At 56.6% G+C, this 17,415-nt stretch carries 13 protein-coding genes, 1 tRNA gene and 1 pseudogene; 7 read left to right on the top strand and 8 right to left on the bottom strand.

The features are described from left to right. The first annotated feature begins 5 nt into the window (after nt 1–5). The 3 genes from hemE to ERE07_RS07365 all read left to right on the top strand — a co-directional run bounded on the left by hemE (nt 6) and on the right by ERE07_RS07365 (nt 5,676). Complete coding sequence (gene hemE, locus ERE07_RS07375; RefSeq protein WP_130008156.1) at nt 6–1,088, top strand: uroporphyrinogen decarboxylase; 1,083 nt, start codon at nt 6–8, stop codon at nt 1,086–1,088. Between the two features lie 320 nt (nt 1,089–1,408). After that, entirely contained in the window at nt 1,409–3,517 is a 2,109-nt protein-coding gene (locus tag ERE07_RS07370; protein ID WP_425330962.1) for a primosomal protein N', read from the top strand. A 53-nt stretch (nt 3,518–3,570) separates the two neighbouring features. Beyond that, nucleotides 3,571–5,676 (top strand): UvrD-helicase domain-containing protein, encoded by a 2,106-nt coding sequence (locus tag ERE07_RS07365; protein ID WP_130008313.1) that lies wholly within the window; start codon nt 3,571–3,573, stop codon nt 5,674–5,676. 128 nt (nt 5,677–5,804) lie between these two features. Here ERE07_RS07365 and ERE07_RS07360 read toward each other — a convergent pair whose 3' ends face one another. Together ERE07_RS07360 and ERE07_RS07355 are read right to left on the bottom strand one after the other, a co-directional pair. Beyond that, nucleotides 5,805–6,038 carry a hypothetical protein gene (locus ERE07_RS07360; RefSeq protein WP_130008155.1) on the bottom strand — a complete coding sequence of 78 codons (234 nt, stop codon included), beginning with the start codon at nt 6,036–6,038 and terminating at the stop codon, nt 5,805–5,807. Nucleotides 6,039–6,161: 123 nt separating this feature from the next. Continuing rightward, nucleotides 6,162–7,151, bottom strand: a complete 990-nt coding sequence (locus ERE07_RS07355; protein ID WP_130008154.1) for an NAD(P)H-dependent flavin oxidoreductase — start codon at nt 7,149–7,151, stop codon at nt 6,162–6,164. A 232-nt stretch (nt 7,152–7,383) separates the two neighbouring features. On the opposite strand from ERE07_RS07355, the gene ERE07_RS07350 reads away from it, so the two are divergent. Together ERE07_RS07350 and ERE07_RS07345 are read left to right on the top strand one after the other, a co-directional pair. Next, on the top strand, nt 7,384–8,610 hold the full coding sequence (locus ERE07_RS07350; protein ID WP_130008153.1) for a CaiB/BaiF CoA transferase family protein: 1,227 nt from the start codon (nt 7,384–7,386) through the stop codon (nt 8,608–8,610). Between the two features lie 42 nt (nt 8,611–8,652). Then, nucleotides 8,653–10,179 (top strand): 3-hydroxyacyl-CoA dehydrogenase, encoded by a 1,527-nt coding sequence (locus ERE07_RS07345; protein WP_130008152.1) that lies wholly within the window; start codon nt 8,653–8,655, stop codon nt 10,177–10,179. A 137-nt stretch (nt 10,180–10,316) separates the two neighbouring features. Here the strand turns inward: ERE07_RS07345 and ERE07_RS07340 are convergent, their stop codons facing one another. Further along, entirely contained in the window at nt 10,317–11,294 is a 978-nt protein-coding gene (locus ERE07_RS07340; RefSeq protein ID WP_130008151.1) for a c-type cytochrome, read from the bottom strand. A 259-nt stretch (nt 11,295–11,553) separates the two neighbouring features. Here ERE07_RS07340 and ERE07_RS07335 point away from each other — a divergent pair. Beyond that, a tRNA-Arg gene (locus ERE07_RS07335) sits at nt 11,554–11,628 on the top strand. A 490-nt stretch (nt 11,629–12,118) separates the two neighbouring features. On the opposite strand, the pseudogene ERE07_RS22330 reads toward ERE07_RS07335, so the two are convergent. The 3 genes and pseudogenes from ERE07_RS22330 to ERE07_RS07320 all read right to left on the bottom strand — a co-directional run. Beyond that, nucleotides 12,119–13,120, bottom strand: a pseudogene (locus ERE07_RS22330) (recombinase family protein); the annotation flags it as partial. Between the two features lie 13 nt (nt 13,121–13,133). Further along, nucleotides 13,134–13,451 carry a hypothetical protein gene (locus tag ERE07_RS07325; protein ID WP_130008150.1) on the bottom strand — a complete coding sequence of 106 codons (318 nt, stop codon included), beginning with the start codon at nt 13,449–13,451 and terminating at the stop codon, nt 13,134–13,136. Between the two features lie 119 nt (nt 13,452–13,570). Then, entirely contained in the window at nt 13,571–14,041 is a 471-nt protein-coding gene (locus ERE07_RS07320) for a hypothetical protein (protein WP_130008149.1), read from the bottom strand. Between the two features lie 77 nt (nt 14,042–14,118). Here ERE07_RS07320 and ERE07_RS07315 point away from each other — a divergent pair, with 77 nt between their 5' ends. Then, a complete protein-coding gene (locus ERE07_RS07315; protein WP_130008148.1) occupies nt 14,119–14,460 on the top strand; it encodes a hypothetical protein in 342 nt (113 codons plus the stop codon). A 29-nt stretch (nt 14,461–14,489) separates the two neighbouring features. Here the strand turns inward: ERE07_RS07315 and ERE07_RS07310 are convergent, their stop codons facing one another. Together ERE07_RS07310 and ERE07_RS21640 are read right to left on the bottom strand one after the other, a co-directional pair. After that, a complete protein-coding gene (locus ERE07_RS07310) occupies nt 14,490–16,130 on the bottom strand; it encodes a type IV secretory system conjugative DNA transfer family protein (protein ID WP_167670766.1) in 1,641 nt (546 codons plus the stop codon). A gap of 5 nt (nt 16,131–16,135) precedes the next feature. Next, nucleotides 16,136–16,417: a hypothetical protein gene (locus ERE07_RS21640; protein WP_167670764.1), complete on the bottom strand. Its 282-nt coding sequence runs from the start codon at nt 16,415–16,417 to the stop codon at nt 16,136–16,138. Nucleotides 16,418–17,415: the final 998 nt, after the last annotated feature.

Genomic DNA, 17,415 nt, shown 5'->3' with positions numbered 1-17,415 from the left:
CAGACGTGACATTTCCCGCCTTAAAAAACGATACGTTCCTGCGCGCGTTAATGCGTCAGCCGGTTTCTTACACTCCCATCTGGCTTATGCGCCAGGCAGGGCGCTATTTACCAGAATATAACGAAACAAGGGCGCGTGCCGGTTCCTTTCTGGAGCTGGCGCAAAACTGTGAATACGCCTGCGAAGTTACACTTCAGCCTTTACAGCGCTTCGATCTGGATGCCGCGATTCTGTTTTCGGATATTCTGACTATTCCTCACGCCATGGGGCTTGGCCTGGACTTTCTGGCGGGCGAAGGTCCCCGCTTTGCGCACCCGGTGCGCCACGAAGACGACGTAAACAGGTTGCGCGTGCCGGATATGGGCGACCTACGCTATGTATTCGACGCGGTATCTTTGATACGCAAAGAACTTGATGGCAAGGTGCCTCTTATTGGCTTTGCGGGCAGCCCGTGGACTGTAGCCTGTTACATGGTGGAAGGCCAAGGCACCAAAGAATATCAACTTATCAAAACCATGCTGTACAGCCGCCCGGACCTGCTGCATCGTATACTCGAAATCAACGCTCAGGCCACGACACAATATCTCAATGCGCAGATAGAGGCCGGTGCGCAGGCGGTCATGGTGTTTGACAGCTGGGGGGGTGTGCTGGCCGATGGCATGTACCAGGAATTTTCCTTGGCCTATATTCGCAAGATTCTTAAAGGGCTCATTCGTGAGAACGATGGACGCATCGTCCCTGTCATCGTGTTCACCAAAGGCGGCGCTCTATGGCTGGAAGATATCGCCGATCTCGGTTGCGATGCAGTCGGGCTAGACTGGACCGCCAACCTGACCAATGCCCGCAAGCGTATCGGCGATAAGGTAGCGCTTCAGGGCAATCTGGATCCCATGGCCATGTTCGCTGGGGATCAGGTTATTCGCGCACAAGCTCGCAAGGTCATTGATGATTTCGGTCCGGTCGGTAACGGCGGTCACGTGTTCAACTTTGGCCATGGCATCTCGCGCTTCACGCCGCCACAGGCTGTTGCGGCACTGGTTGACGAAGTGCATAGCTATAGCCGCAGCATGCATCAAAACGGCGCTTAAACCTGCTTTCACCGCGGTTTTTCAGCATTTGGTCGATGCGTTGTGCACAGCCTGCGCTGCTGTGCACAACGCTATGATTTTTCTTAGTTACCATTTTGTTAAACGACGCAAATCATTGGATTCATTGAAAAAAAATCATGGTTTTATCGATATTTCCAGTTCGCGGAGGCGAGTCGCTTGACTTTTTTTGAGCTTGTTCATGGGATTTTCCCCAAAGTTATCCACAGGCTGTCATTAAAAAATTAAAAACCGCGCAACCATGCGCTTTTCCGTCACTAAGCCAGAATTTACTTTAACTTTAGATGCCCAGTTCGTTACCTATTGCCAGCCACGATTCCAAGGACAGCCGCCAGCGCGTCCACGATCAGGTGGGGGTGGGTGACATGTGGGTGCGCGTAGCGCTCGATGTACCGTTGCGCAGCCTGTTTGATTATCGCGCCCCGCATCTGATAGGCATCGGAACGCGTGTGATCGTCCCTTTTGGCCGGCGCAAGTTGGTCGGCGTTGTGGTCGACAACCCTGACACGCCTGCCCTTGCTCCTGAACTGGTCCGGGATGTGGATCAGGTCCTGGACGACACACCGCCTTTGCCTGAGGATTGGATTCGCCTTGCCCGTTTTGCGGCGCAATATTATCAGCGGCCATTGGGCGAGGTCATGCTGCCGACGCTGCCAGTGTCCTTGCGCCGCGTGTCGGCCTATCAAGGCAAGCGCTCTGCGGGTGGGCCGGTACACAGGATGGACAGGCGTCCCGGTACGTCCCCCGCGCACGTTGCGACAGATAACGCACCTGACCTGAATGCCGAGCAGGCTCAGGCGGTGGCGGCTATTGCCGCGCTCAAGACGCACAAGACCGTGTTGCTGCATGGCGTAACCGGCAGCGGCAAGACTGAGGTCTATTTGCGTGCTGCGCAGGCAGCGCTGGCGCAGGGGCGTCAGGTGTTGTTCATGGTCCCAGAAATCAATCTCACGCCGCAACTGGAACATTCTCTGCGAGCCCGGCTGTCCGGGCTCGCGGGTTCCGGCACGGTAGCGGTGCTTCACAGCGGCCTGGCAGATGGGGAACGGTTGCGGGCCTGGGTGAGCATACAGCGCGGCCAGGCCAGGGTATTGCTGGGCACGCGGATGTCGGTGTTTGCGCCCATGCCAGCGCTGGGCCTGATCATCGTCGACGAAGAGCACGACACCTCTTACAAGCAACAAGAAGGCCTTCGATATTCCGCCCGAGACCTCGCAGTGTGGCGCGCGCGCGATCTGGATATCCCGGTTGTGTTGGGTTCGGCGACGCCCTCGCTCGAAACCTGGCGCCACGCGGAAAGCGGCCATTACTTGCGTTGTACGCTGGCTCAGCGCGCACGGGCTGTGGAGTTGCCGCGGATCCGGCTGGTCGACACGCGGCGGCTGGCCATGGAGCAGGGGTTTTCTCCACAACTGATCGAAGCCATGGGTCAGCGTCTGGAGGCAGGCGAGCAGGTGCTTATTTACTTGAATCGCCGGGGCTATGCGCCCGTGCTCAATTGCGCCTCTTGCGGCTGGGTGAGCCAATGCCCTCGCTGCACTGCCTATGCGGTGCTGCATAAAAGCGGGCATCGCCGCAACTATCTCCAATGCCATCACTGCGGCTATCAGGCCAGCGTGCCGCGCTCCTGCCCCGATTGCGGTGATCAGGATCTCAAGCCCATGGGCCGCGGCACGCAACGTGTCGAGGAGCATCTGGGCACATTGTTTCCGGACGCCCGCATCGCCCGTATCGACGCCGACAGCACACGTTTGAAGGGCAGCGCACAGGCCTTGTTTTCCAAAGTGCACGCTGGCGAAGTGGACATTCTGGTCGGCACGCAGATGGTCGCAAAAGGCCATGATTTCACGGGGCTGGGATTGGTCGGCGTGCTCAATGCGGACGCCATGTTGTTTGCGCAGGATTTTCGGGCGCCAGAGCGACTGTTCGCGCAATTGATGCAGGTGGCCGGCAGAGCAGGGCGACACGTGAAGGGCGGAGAAGTGATCATCCAGACCGATTACCCCGAACAGTCGGTTTATCAAGCCTTGCAGCGGCACGACTACCTGGGTTTTGCCAATTACGGCCTTGCCGAGCGCAAAGCCGTGGGGCTGCCGCCTTACGCGTATCAGGCACTCTTGACAGCAGAGGCGCGAGAGCTGGCGGATGCGCTGGCGTTCCTGGCTGGCGCGCGCAGCTTGCCGGAGCAACATAGCGACCGCTACCCCTCTGCGCCGGACGTAACGCTTTATGATCCCGTTCCCTTGCGGATTGTGCGTGTTGCGCATGTCGAACGCGCTCAATTACTGGTTGAAAGCGCTCATCGGCCTGCGCTGCAGCATTTTCTGTCAAGGTGGTCCGACGAGCTTCCCGATTGCGCCCGCGGTTTCAAAGTTCGCTACCATCTTGAAGTTGATCCGTTGGAGATATGACCATAGCGGCGGACATTCCTCTTCAATCTCGCGGCCACACGGTACCGCCAGACATGAATGCCATGCAGCGCCAGGCAGTGTTGTATCTGGATGGTCCATGTCTGGTGCTTGCCGGTGCAGGCAGCGGCAAAACCCGCGTAATTACGCAAAAGATTGCCTATCTCTTGCGCGAATGCGGCTACCAGGCCCGTAATGTTGTGGCGCTTACCTTCACCAACAAGGCCGCGCGTGAAATGAATGAGCGGGTGAAGCAACTGGTGGATCCCAAGATGGCGCGGGGCCTGACCGTGAGCACCTTTCATTCGCTGGGCCTGCGATTCTTGCGAGAAGAGGCTGAGCTCGTTGGGCTAAAGCCCCGGTTTTCCATACTGGACGCCAACGATGGGCTTGGCATTGTCCAGGAACTGCTCGCAACGACAGACAAGGCGCGTCTTCGTGCGGTTCAGCAGAACATCTCTCTCTGGAAAAATGCATTGATGGATCCGGACGCGGCCGAGCGCGCAGCTGCATCGCCCAGCGAAGCGGAAGCCGCCAAAGTGTATCGCAGCTACAGTGCAACGTTGGCGGCATACCAGGCTGTTGATTTTGACGATCTCATCCGGTTGCCCGCCATGCTGCTGCAGGACAACGACGACGTTCGCCGGCGCTGGCAGGCACGGGTGCATTATCTGCTGGTGGATGAGTACCAGGACACGAACGTGTGTCAATACCGGTTGGTGCAATGGCTGACGGGCGGGCGTTCTCTGTTTACCGCAGTGGGAGACGATGACCAGGCCATTTATGCCTGGCGTGGCGCCACTGTAGAAAACCTGGCCAACCTGACAAGTGACTATCCCACCCTCAAGATTATCAAGCTCGAGCAGAACTATCGCTCTGTGCAGCGCATATTGTCTGCCGCCAATCGGGTGATTGGACACAACCCCAACATATTCGGCAAGAAGCTCTGGTCAGACCTTGGTGTCGGCGAAGCGATACAAGTTACACCGATGGCCAACGAGGAGGCCGAGGCGGAATCCATTGCTATGCGACTGTCTGCTGCGCGCTTTGAGCGGCGCGCAGAGTGGCGGGATTTTGCCGTGCTGTATCGCAGCAATCACCAGGCCCGGATACTTGAGCAGGCGTTGCGCAATCTGCATATCCCCTACACGATATCGGGCGGGCAAAGTTTTTTCGAAAAGCCAGAAATACGGGACATTCTTTCCTACATCCGGCTGATTGCCAATGATGACGATGACCCGGCTTTTATCCGTGCGGTCACCACGCCCAAACGAGGCATAGGGCAGGCGACGCTGCAAACGCTGGGGCAATTTGCCGCCAGGCACAAGCTTTCATTGTTTGCGGCTATTTTCGAAATTGGCGAGGCGGATGGATTGTCGGTGCGCCAGCTGGAACCATTGCAGGCATTTGGCCAGTTCATACAGCGGTTGCAGGCGCGTGCGGGGCGCAAGAGCGCTGCGCGTGCTTTGCCGGCTCCAGCGCAGGCGTCGCTGTCATCGTTGGATGCGCAGGAACCCGGTGATGATGTGGGCATTGATGGGGCAAGGGAAGATTCCGCAGGCGCCGTGCTGGACGATCTCCTGAACACAATCCAGTATGAGCGGTATCTGTACGATACGCTTGAGGAACGGCCAGCCCAAAATCGTTGGCAGAATGTGCTGGAACTGACAGGCTGGCTCAAGCGCAAGGCCGAAGAAGACGAACTAACGTTGCTGGAACTGGCTCAGCATGTTGCCCTGGTGACGATGCTCGAGCGCGGCGACGAGGACGACCCTGACACGGTCAAGCTTTCAACCCTGCACGCCTCCAAAGGGCTGGAGTACCCACATGTGTATCTGGCTGGCGTAGAAGAAGGCCTGCTGCCGCATTTGGGCAGGGACGACGAGGATACCGACCCCGACAAGGCAGCCGAAACGCTGGCTTCCCGCATACAAGAGGAGCGCCGATTGATGTATGTCGGTATTACCCGGGCCCGGCGAAGCCTGCACCTTACATGGTGCAAGAAGCGGCGCCGCGCACGTGAAGATTTGGTGCGGGAGCCGTCGCGTTTTATCGAGGAAATGGGGCTGGCTCAACCAAAGGAGGGGGATGCCGAGCCCGAGAGCAGCATCAGCCCCAAGGAGCGGCTAGGAATGCTCAAGGCGTTGCTGGGCAAGAGTTAACCGTGACGTTATTTGCCGAGCGCGGCGACCTGAAAAGCAAAAGCCTGCCGAATTAGGCAGGCTTTGGAACCCGGGAGTGTCTGGTCAGAGCGTTGCCTGATGGCAATCTTGACCTTCTCAACCGCTACTTACCACTGCGCGCCGGAAAAGCGGCTGTCTTTTGCGCGGGCGTCGTTCAGTGCGACGGTGACATCAACGACGTAGCTCCAGAAAGCGACGACGAAATTCTTCACGCTGACCGCAACGCTTTTGCTAAGTTTGGCAATGGAAGTCGATTCGCCGTTGGTCAGTTCCTGACGCATCAGGTCGCGTTCCAACGCATCGCTTAAACGGGTATTGGAGTTTAAAGCGTAGATCGACATAATTAACCTCACCTTTCAATGTGTCTTCAAACAACATGTTTGGCTGACAGAACCTATTATAGGGTAAACCCTAAATATAGGCAAGGGTTTACCCTAATTGATGGGAAAGGTGTGGTTTATCCGTTACAGCGCGCAAAAATGATCGCCAAGTGCCGCATAGGCTTGGCGGTATTCATTTTTCAGCGTATCCACAATTTGGGCAACGGGCTGGATCGTCTCGATGCTGCCTACACCTTGGCCCGCGCTCCAGATGTCACGCCAAGGTTTGCTCAGGGCGCTGGAAGGCGCCGTAACGGAAGAAAGACCGGCATTGGAATCTGGCTGGGTGAGCTTCTCGGGATCCAGTCCCGCCTGCACGATGCTAGGCCGCAGATAGTTGCCTGGGATACCTGTGAAAAAAGGGGTATAGACAATGTCGCTGGCCTGCGCTTTGGTGAGCATGTCTTTGTAGGCCTCGTGCGCGCGGGCTTCGGTGCTGGCAATAAAGCGGGTGCCGATATAGGCGAAGTCCGCACCCATTGCCCGAGCCGCCAGAATATCCCTGCCGCTCGAAATGGCGCCGGATAACACAATGGGGCCGTCGAATATCCTGCGGACCTCGCCCAGAAGCGCAAAGGGGCTCAGGGTGCCGGCATGCCCGCCTGCCCCCGCGCAAACCAATATGAGTCCGTCAACGCCGGCATCGATGGCTTTGCGGGCATGCCTCAAGGTGGTGACGTCGTGAAACACCTTGCCACCCCAGGCATGGACGTTTTCCACTATTTCGTTGGGTGCGCGCAGGCTGGTGATGATCAGGGGCACCTTGTGCTCCGCGCAGACTTCCATATCCTGCTCCAGCCTTTCGTTGGAGGCGTGAATAATATGGTTGATGGCGTAGGGAGCGATGACGCGATTGGGCTCGCGCTGCCGAAGCGCGGCCAGCTCGGTTTCTATTTGAGTCAGCCATTTGGTCAATTCGGACTGCGGGCGGGCGTTGAGGGCCGGCATGGCGCCGATGATCCCGCTCGCGCACTGCGCTACAACCAGCTCCGGCCCCGAAACTATGAACATGGGGGCGGACATGACAGGTAAAACCATTTGTGGATACAACGTGCTGGTCAATGGGTGAGGCATTGATGAATCTCCAAAAAAGAGTGTGCGCAAGCAGGCTCCAGGAAGGCAGGGCTGTAGGGCCTGCAATTCTTGACATGGGCTATTTTGCTGTGCCGCGCAAAAACTGTACAACGCATTCTAGGGCGAAATGAGCGGGACGCAATGGGGGGATTGCCTCTTACGCGAGCATACTGGCGGGCAGCACTGCGTGTAATGAGGCAAAATGATGCTTTTTACCTAGGATATGTTCACCATGTCGCCTATACGCTCCGCCCCGTTGGCTGGAATCAAGGTCCTGGATCTCACCAGGGTGCTGGCTGGTCCTTGGTGCACTCAGAATCTGGCCGATCTGGGCGCCGAAGTCATCAAGATAGAACGTCCGGGCGCTGGGGATGATACCCGAGGGTGGGGTCCGCCCTATATCAAGGATCAACAGGGCAACGACACGTCCGAAGCCGCCTATTATGCGTCTGCCAATCGCAACAAGCAGTCCGTAGCGCTTGACATCGCAAGCCCTCGCGGCGCCGAACTGGTGCGCGAGCTGGCCAAGCAAAGCGATATTCTCGTCGAGAACTTCAAGGTAGGCGGACTGCGCAAGTATGGTCTGGATTATGAAAGCATCAAGGCGATCAATCCCGCACTTATCTACTGTTCCATCACGGGATTCGGTCAAGATGGGCCTTATGCCAAGCGGCCGGGTTATGACTTCATGATCCAGGGTATGGGCGGGTTGATGAGCATTACCGGAGAGCGAGACGATCTGCCAGGCGGCGGTCCGCAGAAGGCGGGCGTGGCGGTTGCCGATTTGATGACCGGCATGTACGCCACTGTGGGCGTGCTTGCAGCGCTGCATGAGCGTACCCGCAGTGGCTTGGGACAGCATATCGATATGGCATTGCTTGATTGCCAGGTGGCGATGCTTGCAAACCAGAACCTCAACTTCATGACCAGTGGCGTGTCGCCCAGGCGCGCGGGCAATGCACACCAGAATCTGGTGCCTTATCAGGTGTTTGCGGCGGCCGATGGCCATCTTATTGTGGCAGTGGGCAACGACACCCAGTTCCGCGCCTATTGCGAAGTGATTGGCAGGCCGGGGCTGTCAGATGATGTGCGTTTCAATACCAATTCCAATCGCGTGATCAATCGCGAACTGCTGGTCCCCATGCTGATAGAGGCCATGAAACTGCAAAGCAGGGACTACTGGTTGGAGGAACTGGAGCGCGTAGGTGTGCCGGCCGGGCCCATCAACACGATAGAGCAGGTCTACGACAATCCGCAGGTCAAGGCGCGCGGTATGCGCCAGTCGCTTCCGCACAGCAGCGCGGGCGTGGCGCCGATCAGCGCCAGTCCGCTCAAGCTCTCTGATACGCCGGTACGCTATCAGCATGCGGCACCGCTGCTGGGAGAGCATACTGAACAGGTATTGCGCGAACGCTTAGGATTGTCGGCTGAGGAAATCCAGCAGGTTATGGCGAATTAGGCACGGCGCCCCATAGGGGGTTGGTTTCAGATGGAGAAGACAATGAGTATCAGAACGATCGGAGTGATCGGGGCAGGAGCGATGGGGCGCGGGATTGCGCAGATTGCGGCGCAGGCTGGTTTTGAGGTGTTATTGTTCGATCAGAACCAGGAAGCGGTGGCTGCGGCTCGGCAATCCTTGCAGCAGGTGTGGGAAAAACTCTCGGCCAAAGGCAAAATCACGGAGGCCGTGGCAGGCGAGTCGCTTGCTCGTGTGCGCACATGCGCTTCATTGCAGGATATGGCGCAGGCCCAATTGGTGATTGAGGCGATCGTCGAGCGGCTGGACATCAAACGCGAGTTGTTTAAACAATTAGAAGAAATTGTTGCCGCAGACTGCATACTGGCGTCAAATACCTCGTCGCTGTCGATCACAGCCATTGCCCAGGCGTGCGAAAAGCCCGGCAGGGTTGCTGGCTATCACTTTTTCAATCCCGTTCCCCTGATGAAGGTGGTCGAAATCATTGATGGGCTGCGCAGTGACGCGCAAACGGGAGACGCGTTGATCGCGCTGGCGCGCGAGATGGGGCACACCCCCGTGCGCGCGCGCGATATGCCTGGGTTCATCGTGAATCATGCCGGCCGGGGCATGAACATCGAAGGCCTCAAGGCTGTGCAAGAGTCGGTTGCCTCATTTGCCCAGGTGGATGCGATCATGCGAGAGCAGGCGGGTTTTCGCATGGGGCCATTTGAGCTTATGGATCTTACGGGGCTGGATGTTTCACATCCCGTTATGGAATCTGTTTATCGTCAATTCTATGATGAGCCGCGTTTTCGTCCTTCTCCCATCACGGCAGTCAGGGTAGCGGGCAAGCTGCTGGGCCGCAAGACCGGCCGGGGATTTTACGATTATGGCGAAGATCAAACCGCCAAGCCAGAAGCGCCCGCCGTCCCGCCGCTGCCGGATGGCCTGAGGGTCTGGCTCGCTCCGTTTCAATCGGTGGGCCATCGGCGGGCTGCGGCGTTGCTCAAAGCGCTCGGGGCAAACTTGATCACGTCGGATCGTCCTCCCCACGATGCCTTGATCGTGGTCACGCCTTTTGGGGAGGACGCAGCGAGTATTGTTGGCGCGTACGAGCTCGATGGTGAGCGCACGGTTGCGTTGGACACGTTTTTCGGTCTCGAGCAAGGCCGTAGACGTGTGCTGATGTGTTGTGCTGCCACCGCGCCGCAATGGCGCGATGCCGCGCATGCATTGTTTGCCGGCGATGGCACAGCTGTTTCCGTCATCCAGGATTCGGCCGGTTTTGTCGCGCAGCGTATTGTTGCAGCCATTGTGAACGTGGCCTGCGATATCGCCCAGCAGTCTATCGCCAGTCCTGGCGATATCGATCTGGCCGTGTCGCTTGGGCTGGGTTATCCCCATGGCGGCCCGCTGTCCATTGGCGACAAACTGGGTGCGTCGCATCTGCTCGAAATTCTGCGCGCCATGCAGCGCGTAACGGGCGACATGCGCTACCGGCCCAGCCTGTGGCTGCAGCGTCGCGTGCAATTGGGGATGTCGCTGCGCGCGGAGGCGGCGAGCCAGTAATTGAGTTGGCCGCCGCGCTTTCGGTACGACGGCCACAGGCAAAAAAACAGCCCCCGGATATGGACGCCAAGTCCGATATCCGGGGGCTGTTTGGTGCGCGTTAGGCCGCCAGCGTAGCCCTTTCTGGCTCAGCCGGCTTATTGGGCTGCGTGCACCATGTACTGAACAGCTGCTTTGATTTCGTCATCGCTGGCTTGCGAGCCACCGCGTGGTGGCATCGCGCCTACGCCGCTGATGGCCTTCTCGACCATGGTGTCCAGGCCGCTCGCGATAAATGGGGCCCAGGCGGCCTTGTCGCCGAACTTGGGCGCGCCAGCGACCCCAGCGTCGTGACAGGCAAAGCAAACAGACTTGTAGAGCTTTTCGCCGGCGGGGTCGATAGCACCGGCATCAGCGGTTTGCTCTGCCGCGGGAGCTGCAGCCTGCTCGGCCGGCGCTGCTTCAGCGGAAGGCTCTGCTTGCTCGGCGGGCTGGTCAGCGTCTGCCTTGGCAGGCTCGGCAGCTGAAGCTGTTTGAGCGGCAGCGGCAGCGGGTGCGGCCTCTGCGGGAGCGGCTGCCGCGGCTTTGTCATCAGCCTTTTCGCCTTCGGCGGCGGGCTCCTTGGGTTCGTCGAACGAGGCGCCGGACTGATTGACGATGTAGACCACAGCACGTTCGACCTCGAAGTCGTCCAGAGAGGGATTGCCGCCCTTGGGAGGCATGGCGCCGACGCCATGCAAGGCGTTCTTGATCAGATCGTCGTAGCCTTTTTCGATGAAGGGCGCCCACGCGGCCTTATCGCCCAGTTTTGGGGCGCCGGCAACGCCCGCCGTGTGACAGGCGCTACAGGTGGATTCGAATACTTGTTCGCCCGTTTTGAAGACCTTGGGTGCACTGGCGTCGACAAGCTTGAAGTCGGCAACGGGCTTGATGCGGGAGGCGATTGATTCCGGGTTCTTGGCATCGGAGCCTGGATTGTTGCTGATGCCGGCCGTAACCAGGTTGGCAAGCATGACGATGACCACGATTGGCACAATAAAGGACAGGATGACAGTGACTATCAACTGCTTGGGTGTCTTGATGAACCCCTCGTGATCCTCGATGTGCTCTTCGATGTGCTCTTCCGTGTTATTCATGATCGAATCCTGCGTCTTCCTGTTTTTGAGGGGCACCAAGACCTCATGCAGCAATAGAACCCATACTAAAGTGGGCCGAACCGAAACGAGGGATTGTGCCAGCCGTAGGCCGTTGGGGCAGGACTATTCAGCGCGCGCCCACAACGTCCAGAATGAATGATTATAACGAGAGTGCCGCAGGCGTGCATAATACGAGGTTAGGTCGCTTGAGCCGAGGCGGCTGCCAACCGTCGCCAAACACGCTACAATGTCGTCCCTTGCGCCCGTAGTTCAATGGATAGAATGAGAGTTTCCGAAGCTCTTGATACAGGTTCGATTCCTGTCGGGCGCGCCACTACCAAATTGCCCCCTTTAAAGCGATCTAAAGCCTTGAAAAGTAAGGAGAAATTGGGGGTTCTAAACCCTTCGTTTCTTGTGTAGGCCAGCTGCTCGACGAAGGCCAGTTTAAGGACGATTCGTTTGTCCTCTAGCCGCTCAGAAGTCCATAGTTTCCAAGGACTTGCGAGGAAATCGAAGGCGGTTCTAAGTGTTTCATCAAAGCTGCGTACAGGACGCCCACAATTGGCGATGTTTTCGGCTAGAACAATCTTCCGGTCTTCCAGTGTTTTGATGCGGGTTTCATAGGCCGCGATCACAGATGGCACAGAAGCATCCGCGATTCGGTCAAGGAACTGTTCGACCTGCTCGCTGACTTTCGCCAATTCGGCCTTTAGCGTCTTGGTCCGGGTCGCGCCTGTCGCAAGGCGATGGTCCCAAAGGTCTTTGAACATGGCGCGTGCCGCTTTAAAGAGATTGGCTGACGGTTGCATTTTTCTTAGCAATTCCTCGAAATCCGCTTCAATCACGCTGCGGCGGATGGATTTGCCGTAACTATCGCAGCCGCGCAAGCGGCAGAGGTAATACGGGTGATACGCTGTATTTCCCTTGGACCAGCACGCTGTTAGCGGCGTACCACAATCCCCACAGGCTACGGCTCCGCGCAATGGAAAATCAGCGCTCAGGTCCTTGCGGTTCGGCACCCTGGCTTTGCCGTTGATCCGGTCCTGAATCTTTATCAGTGTTTCATAGCTAATAAGGGCTTCGTGATAGCCTTTGCGTTGGGATATGTCCCATTTGGGCGCGGCTACGTACCCGGCATAGACCGGGCGTGTCAGAATATCGGTTACTTGCTGGCTGCGGACATTCCCTTTGCGGTCACGCGGGAATTCCGGGAACGATTCCAGAAAGCGCCCGACTTCGGCTTGAATTTGAAAGCGGCCAGAAGCAAAACCTTCGAGGGCTTCTTGAATAATGGATGCTAACGGTTCGTTGCGTATCAGAACGTTGCCATGACCGGGAACCCGCTGATAGCGGTAGCCTACCGGGCAAGCAAACGGCCAGTAGCCGTTCATGACGCGCGCTCGCATACGATTCTTGGTTTGTTCCGCATTTTTGCGGCGCTGGTGCTGCGCCACGGTTGCAAGGATGTATTCCTGCAATTCGCTATCGGCATCGTCACCGAATTCGACGCTGGGTGATTCCAGTGTTCCACCCGCAAGGCTAATCGCGGCGCGTAACTCGATATGCGCTTTCATGCCACGAGCGAGCCGGGAAATATCGTCAATCAGGACGGCAAGTCCCGCTTGACGGTGCTTTTTGAGAAAGGCCAACATGGATTTCATGCCGGGGCGTTCAATCAGGCTGCCAGAAGCATCGTCCATAAAGGTTTCGATGACTTTGTAGCCCCTTGCGTTGGCGTATTCGATACAGCGTGTCTTTTGAGAACCTAGGCCATCGCCGCGCTTGGTCTGCGCTGCGCTGGATACCCGCAATAGATGACGGCGCATTGTTGCTCTATGGTCATGTCACTTCCTCCTCGTCGTCCACCGTATCATCGGCGGAGACATTGAATTCATGCGTTGGAATAGCCTGTTCTAGCGTATTCCCGCTGTTTTCTGAAGCCTTTTGAAAGAGGATGGGCAGTGCATATTCAACAACGAACCCTAACCGGACAAACGTTGCCATGATGTCCCAAAGCGTTTGAAGGAACTCTGCCTTTTGAGTTTCGGTCAGTTCGCAATCTTCGATATGTTCAAGGTATTTTTCCACCTGAAACGGTAGAACACCAGAAGCCTGCTGCGGTGCAGAATTAGGAGTGAAAGGTTTTTTGTCTGTCATGGCAACCCCCCGCGGGTATTAATTTCCATAATACAGTCATCCCTATTAATAATTCGTAAAGGAAATGGCTGCGCGAATACGTTTGTGTGTTGTTCTCCTTGTTTAAAATGGGCCAGTTATTAACGTGATTGCTCGAAATCGCGAGTTAAGGAAGGCGAAGATGGGCGGTCCCGCGATGCGTGGTTTTCTTGCGCTTCGCGCAAAAGGCGTTCCTCCCGATGGTGGGAAAGAAAAGCGTCTTCACGTTCACGGTGTTTGTGGGTTAAGGCGTTCACGATTACCGCATTTCGGGCATACACCAAGTGTTCCGCCGATGCTTGCAGATCGGCCTTGTGTCGCTTATCCCTGCGTAATCGCCACGGTGGGGCGAGTTCGGGCTTTGGTCGTTCTGTGCTGATTTCGCGCTTGGCCGTGCCGAGGTCTTCCGCCCGGCGTGCCTGTAGCTCGTCATGCAGCCGTGCTTCTTCCCTTGCGCCTTGCTCCTGTATCTTCTTGAATTCTTTTCGGGCGGCATCTGACAGCAGGAAAATTTCTAAAATTCGCTCACCTGCTTTTGCCGAAAATTCAGAGTTGATTTGCTGGTGGTTCATAGCCACATCTCCAATTTGTGCTTGCGGGTCGGAATCCCCCGTGGCAGGGTGGATTGATCAGAAAGAGCGAGTTTCCAATGATTAACTCAAAAATCGAATTGCCGCCCACGCAGGAAGAATTGGACCAAGACGACGATGCACGGCGTGCGGAAATGCAATTTCTCGCCATTGCGCGTGGCTTGGTTGATGAGGGGATGCCGATGATTTCGGTCGTGCGTGGCCTTGCGGATTCGATCATCGGTCTGATTGATGATGAACACATGAAAGGCCATGCTGAATTTCTCTGGGTGCAGGACTTCTTGCGGGAAATCGAAGCGGGTTTTGGCGATTGGCGGGAGCGTCTGGAACTCATCGGAGACTTGGCGAATGAGATTGAGCGCAGCCGTGCGGCTGGCGGAACCGGAAACCCGTTTCAGTAGCGATTGATGGCGGAGCATGGCTTTCCCCTTTAGACAGGCCGATGGCCTTCGACATAGGCCCATTCGCCGGATTGATGCTGCGGCCAATGGGCGAGGCTGGCAGGTACGCGTTCCCGGATCACCTTCGCCCAACGGCGTGACCAGCGCCCGGCGATGTGCACGCGATCATATGGCTTGTGGTAAGGGTTGGGCAGGTATCCGCCTGCCATTTCGGGACGAGTGAAATAGGGGCGCTTATGTGCGCGGACTGGCGCAAGACCAAAGCCGGATATAAAGAGAATTTGCCTGTCTTCCGGCATATTCAGCACTTCATCGGGCGTCATGAGGGCACGGGCCTGCTTTGTGCGGTGTGACGCTGCACGTGTATGTTGGGCAAGCTCAAATCCAGTCGTAAAGGGATCGCCGCCTGCAAGGATGTTTTGAACGGCGTGTTTTGCCCGGATGCGTGCCATGCCCTGTTCCAGCACGGCATCGTATTCCAGCGTTTGCTGACCGAGCATATTAGAGGCCAGCCGTGCGGTTTCCAGATCGCGCACACCGAAGAACTGGCGGCATTGGCTGGAACCGATGAACCCGGAGAGCGCCGCCTCGCCGTAATTGCGCGTGATCTGGCCGGGGTCTTGCCAGAACGACCATGTCCGCAAGCCCATGCCGCGCCCGTAGCTATAGGCGCGTATCAGGGCTTCAAAATTGCCAAGCTGTGCCGCTTCATCGACCACCAGCAACACGCCGGGGGCGGCGGGGTGGCGATTTTTGTAAAGAATGGCGGTGCCAAAGATGGCCCGTTGCACAGGGGCCAGCAGACCCAGATATTCGGCGGGGATCACAATATAGATATTACAATCCTGCTGGCAGAGGATTTCCAGCGAGAAATCAGACCCGCTCAACGTGTCGCGAATGGCGGGATCGCTTAAGGCTTGGATGCTTTCATAAAGGCTGCCGACAATGGCACCGTATTCCTTGGGGGCTTCCTTACGCTTGCTGGACATTTCTTCGGCCACGCGGTGAATGTCGCCGTCCGGCATTGCCATCATCCGGGTAACAAGGGTATCCCAGCCTGACGGAATCGCCATCATATTGACCAGATCGTAAAAGGTGGACAGGCTGATTGCATCCCGCGTCTTGCTGGACCCGGCTCCTGCAATATGGGTTTTGATAAGCGCCTCTGATAATTCACGGGCGCGTCTGCCAAAGTAATCATCACCACGGGCGGGGAGCGTGATTAAGTCGCTGACCAGTAATTTGACGTCCGCGTGAAAGGTGGGGGAGTCTTGGCGCAAGATGTTCCACGGATTGACCCGGTGTCGGGGCAGGCCGTGCAGCCCAAAGGGATTGATGCAATAGGCGGCTTTTCCAAGACTTAGCTGGTTGCTAATGGAAATGGCGGACAACTCGCCGCGTGGGTCGTTGACGAGCATACGGCGGGGCGCGTGCCATGAGCCTTTACCATCACGGATGCCGCATAAATTATAAGCAAGGCAATCACGCAATTTGCCTGATCCCGCCCCGCCGAATGTAATCAAGGGAGAATCATTCGCCAGACGCAAGGGGCGCTGCCCTAAAAACCCCAGAAACGGACCATGAGGTATATGCAGCCCGGCTCGTGCAATCTCGCGGGATGTTGCCCATTGGGCACTGCCGAAACGGAATTCTTCATGATGGGTTGTCATGGCGATCACTCCCGGAAACTGCGTGTGGCAATGACAGTTATGAGCCAGACAATGCCCGCCGTGATGATGAAGGACACGGCGGCGTAGATGACATAGGCCTCGATTGCCGCCAGCACCCAGATGAGTATTTCGGCAGTGCTTAAGCCCCATGTCTTGGCGAGATAGAAGAAGGCGATTTGCTGGGTGGCATCGAAAACTATGGGGGTGCCGATAAGGGCCGCGCCCAGCGCAATGGCATTTCCGAGCATAGAAATGCTTTTGTAGAGTCCGCTGCTTTCCTTGTTCATGGCTGGCTTCTTGCAATGGTGGCAATGAAAACAGCTTATCGGCAAGCGTTGGAATCGGTTGGAATCCGTGACGAGGCAACAGTTCTAGGGATTGATGGCGCTCGTCTCTTAGCCCTTTAAATGGGAAGGGCTAAGGGCTATAAAGGATTCGGTACTTCCATTTGCAAAACGAGCAGGGCATCGCACAAATGATTGGCATTTTCCAGAATTCGAGTGGGGGGGTAAGACCATTTTTTGATAAGCCCTTGCTTGGGCTTCATACGTAGGGTGGGCCGTTTAAGGACGAGCCTGTTTTTCTGTGCGTTTTTATTGGGTGTATCGACTCTCTCGCCTATGCCAGCCTTTGCTGCCTGCGCTGATCCCGACGGTGTGCCGGGGAGTTAATGTATAACGATACCCATGATGTGATCAGGGCTGGAAGGCGTTCGGCGGCGAGTGTGGAAAGAGTGGTGCTTTATCCGGTCCGGCAGATTGCTCGGAGATCGGAGATAAATGCGCGGACACAACAATTTTTGTCGGCTTCCATCCGAAGACTGGCGAGAATTTATTTATCCCGCCCACGGATCAGGGGGCTATACATAACTGGAAAAACGCAACAGAAACAAACGATGTTAGCCCTAACTCTTACATTGATGGATACTTAAACCACACCAACAGGGTTGGTGCGATTGCTGATTTTTCTGCATTGAAAGCTATGGGCTACACATTAACTGTTCGAGAGCGGTCATGGTACCAACATTGAATGCTTCGTCACGATGATCCACGTGTCGACTTATTTGGGCTTAATTGCCCCGAATATGTCCGTCACATCCTTTCAGAGGCTCGCTCCGCGTGTATCCCATGATCGGGACCTATATACTAAAGTTAAGGTGCTGGCAAAGGATGGGGTCGATACGGTAACATGAGAAAGCAGGCGGTAGTCAGAAAAATATATACAAAGATATTTGAATCCTATAGTTTCTTAGTAGCAAGTAACGGTGCGGTTTTGATCGAACCCA

This window comes from Allopusillimonas ginsengisoli (genome assembly GCF_004153455.1).
In the GTDB taxonomy this organism is placed as follows: domain Bacteria; phylum Pseudomonadota; class Gammaproteobacteria; order Burkholderiales; family Burkholderiaceae_B; genus Allopusillimonas; species Allopusillimonas ginsengisoli.
Note: the sequence above shows the minus strand (reverse complement) of the source record. Positions and strands in the feature narration are given on the sequence as shown.

Excerpts from the sequence above, each read along its gene's own strand:
- ERE07_RS07360 (WP_130008155.1), bottom strand. The coding sequence starts at position 6,038 with ATGTCGATCTACGCTTTAAACTCCAATACCCGTTTAAGCGATGCGTTG.
- ERE07_RS07310 (WP_167670766.1), bottom strand. The coding sequence starts at position 16,130 with ATGACAACCCATCATGAAGAATTCCGTTTCGGCAGTGCCCAATGGGCA.
- ERE07_RS07365 (WP_130008313.1), top strand. The coding sequence starts at position 3,571 with ATGAATGCCATGCAGCGCCAGGCAGTGTTGTATCTGGATGGTCCATGT.
- ERE07_RS07355 (WP_130008154.1), bottom strand. The coding sequence starts at position 7,151 with ATGCCTCACCCATTGACCAGCACGTTGTATCCACAAATGGTTTTACCT.
- ERE07_RS07320 (WP_130008149.1), bottom strand. The coding sequence starts at position 14,041 with ATGAACCACCAGCAAATCAACTCTGAATTTTCGGCAAAAGCAGGTGAG.
- ERE07_RS07325 (WP_130008150.1), bottom strand. The coding sequence starts at position 13,451 with ATGACAGACAAAAAACCTTTCACTCCTAATTCTGCACCGCAGCAGGCT.
- ERE07_RS07350 (WP_130008153.1), top strand. The coding sequence starts at position 7,384 with ATGTCGCCTATACGCTCCGCCCCGTTGGCTGGAATCAAGGTCCTGGAT.
- ERE07_RS07345 (WP_130008152.1), top strand. The coding sequence starts at position 8,653 with ATGAGTATCAGAACGATCGGAGTGATCGGGGCAGGAGCGATGGGGCGC.
- ERE07_RS21640 (WP_167670764.1), bottom strand. The coding sequence starts at position 16,417 with ATGAACAAGGAAAGCAGCGGACTCTACAAAAGCATTTCTATGCTCGGA.
- ERE07_RS07340 (WP_130008151.1), bottom strand. The coding sequence starts at position 11,294 with ATGAATAACACGGAAGAGCACATCGAAGAGCACATCGAGGATCACGAG.
- ERE07_RS07315 (WP_130008148.1), top strand. The coding sequence starts at position 14,119 with ATGATTAACTCAAAAATCGAATTGCCGCCCACGCAGGAAGAATTGGAC.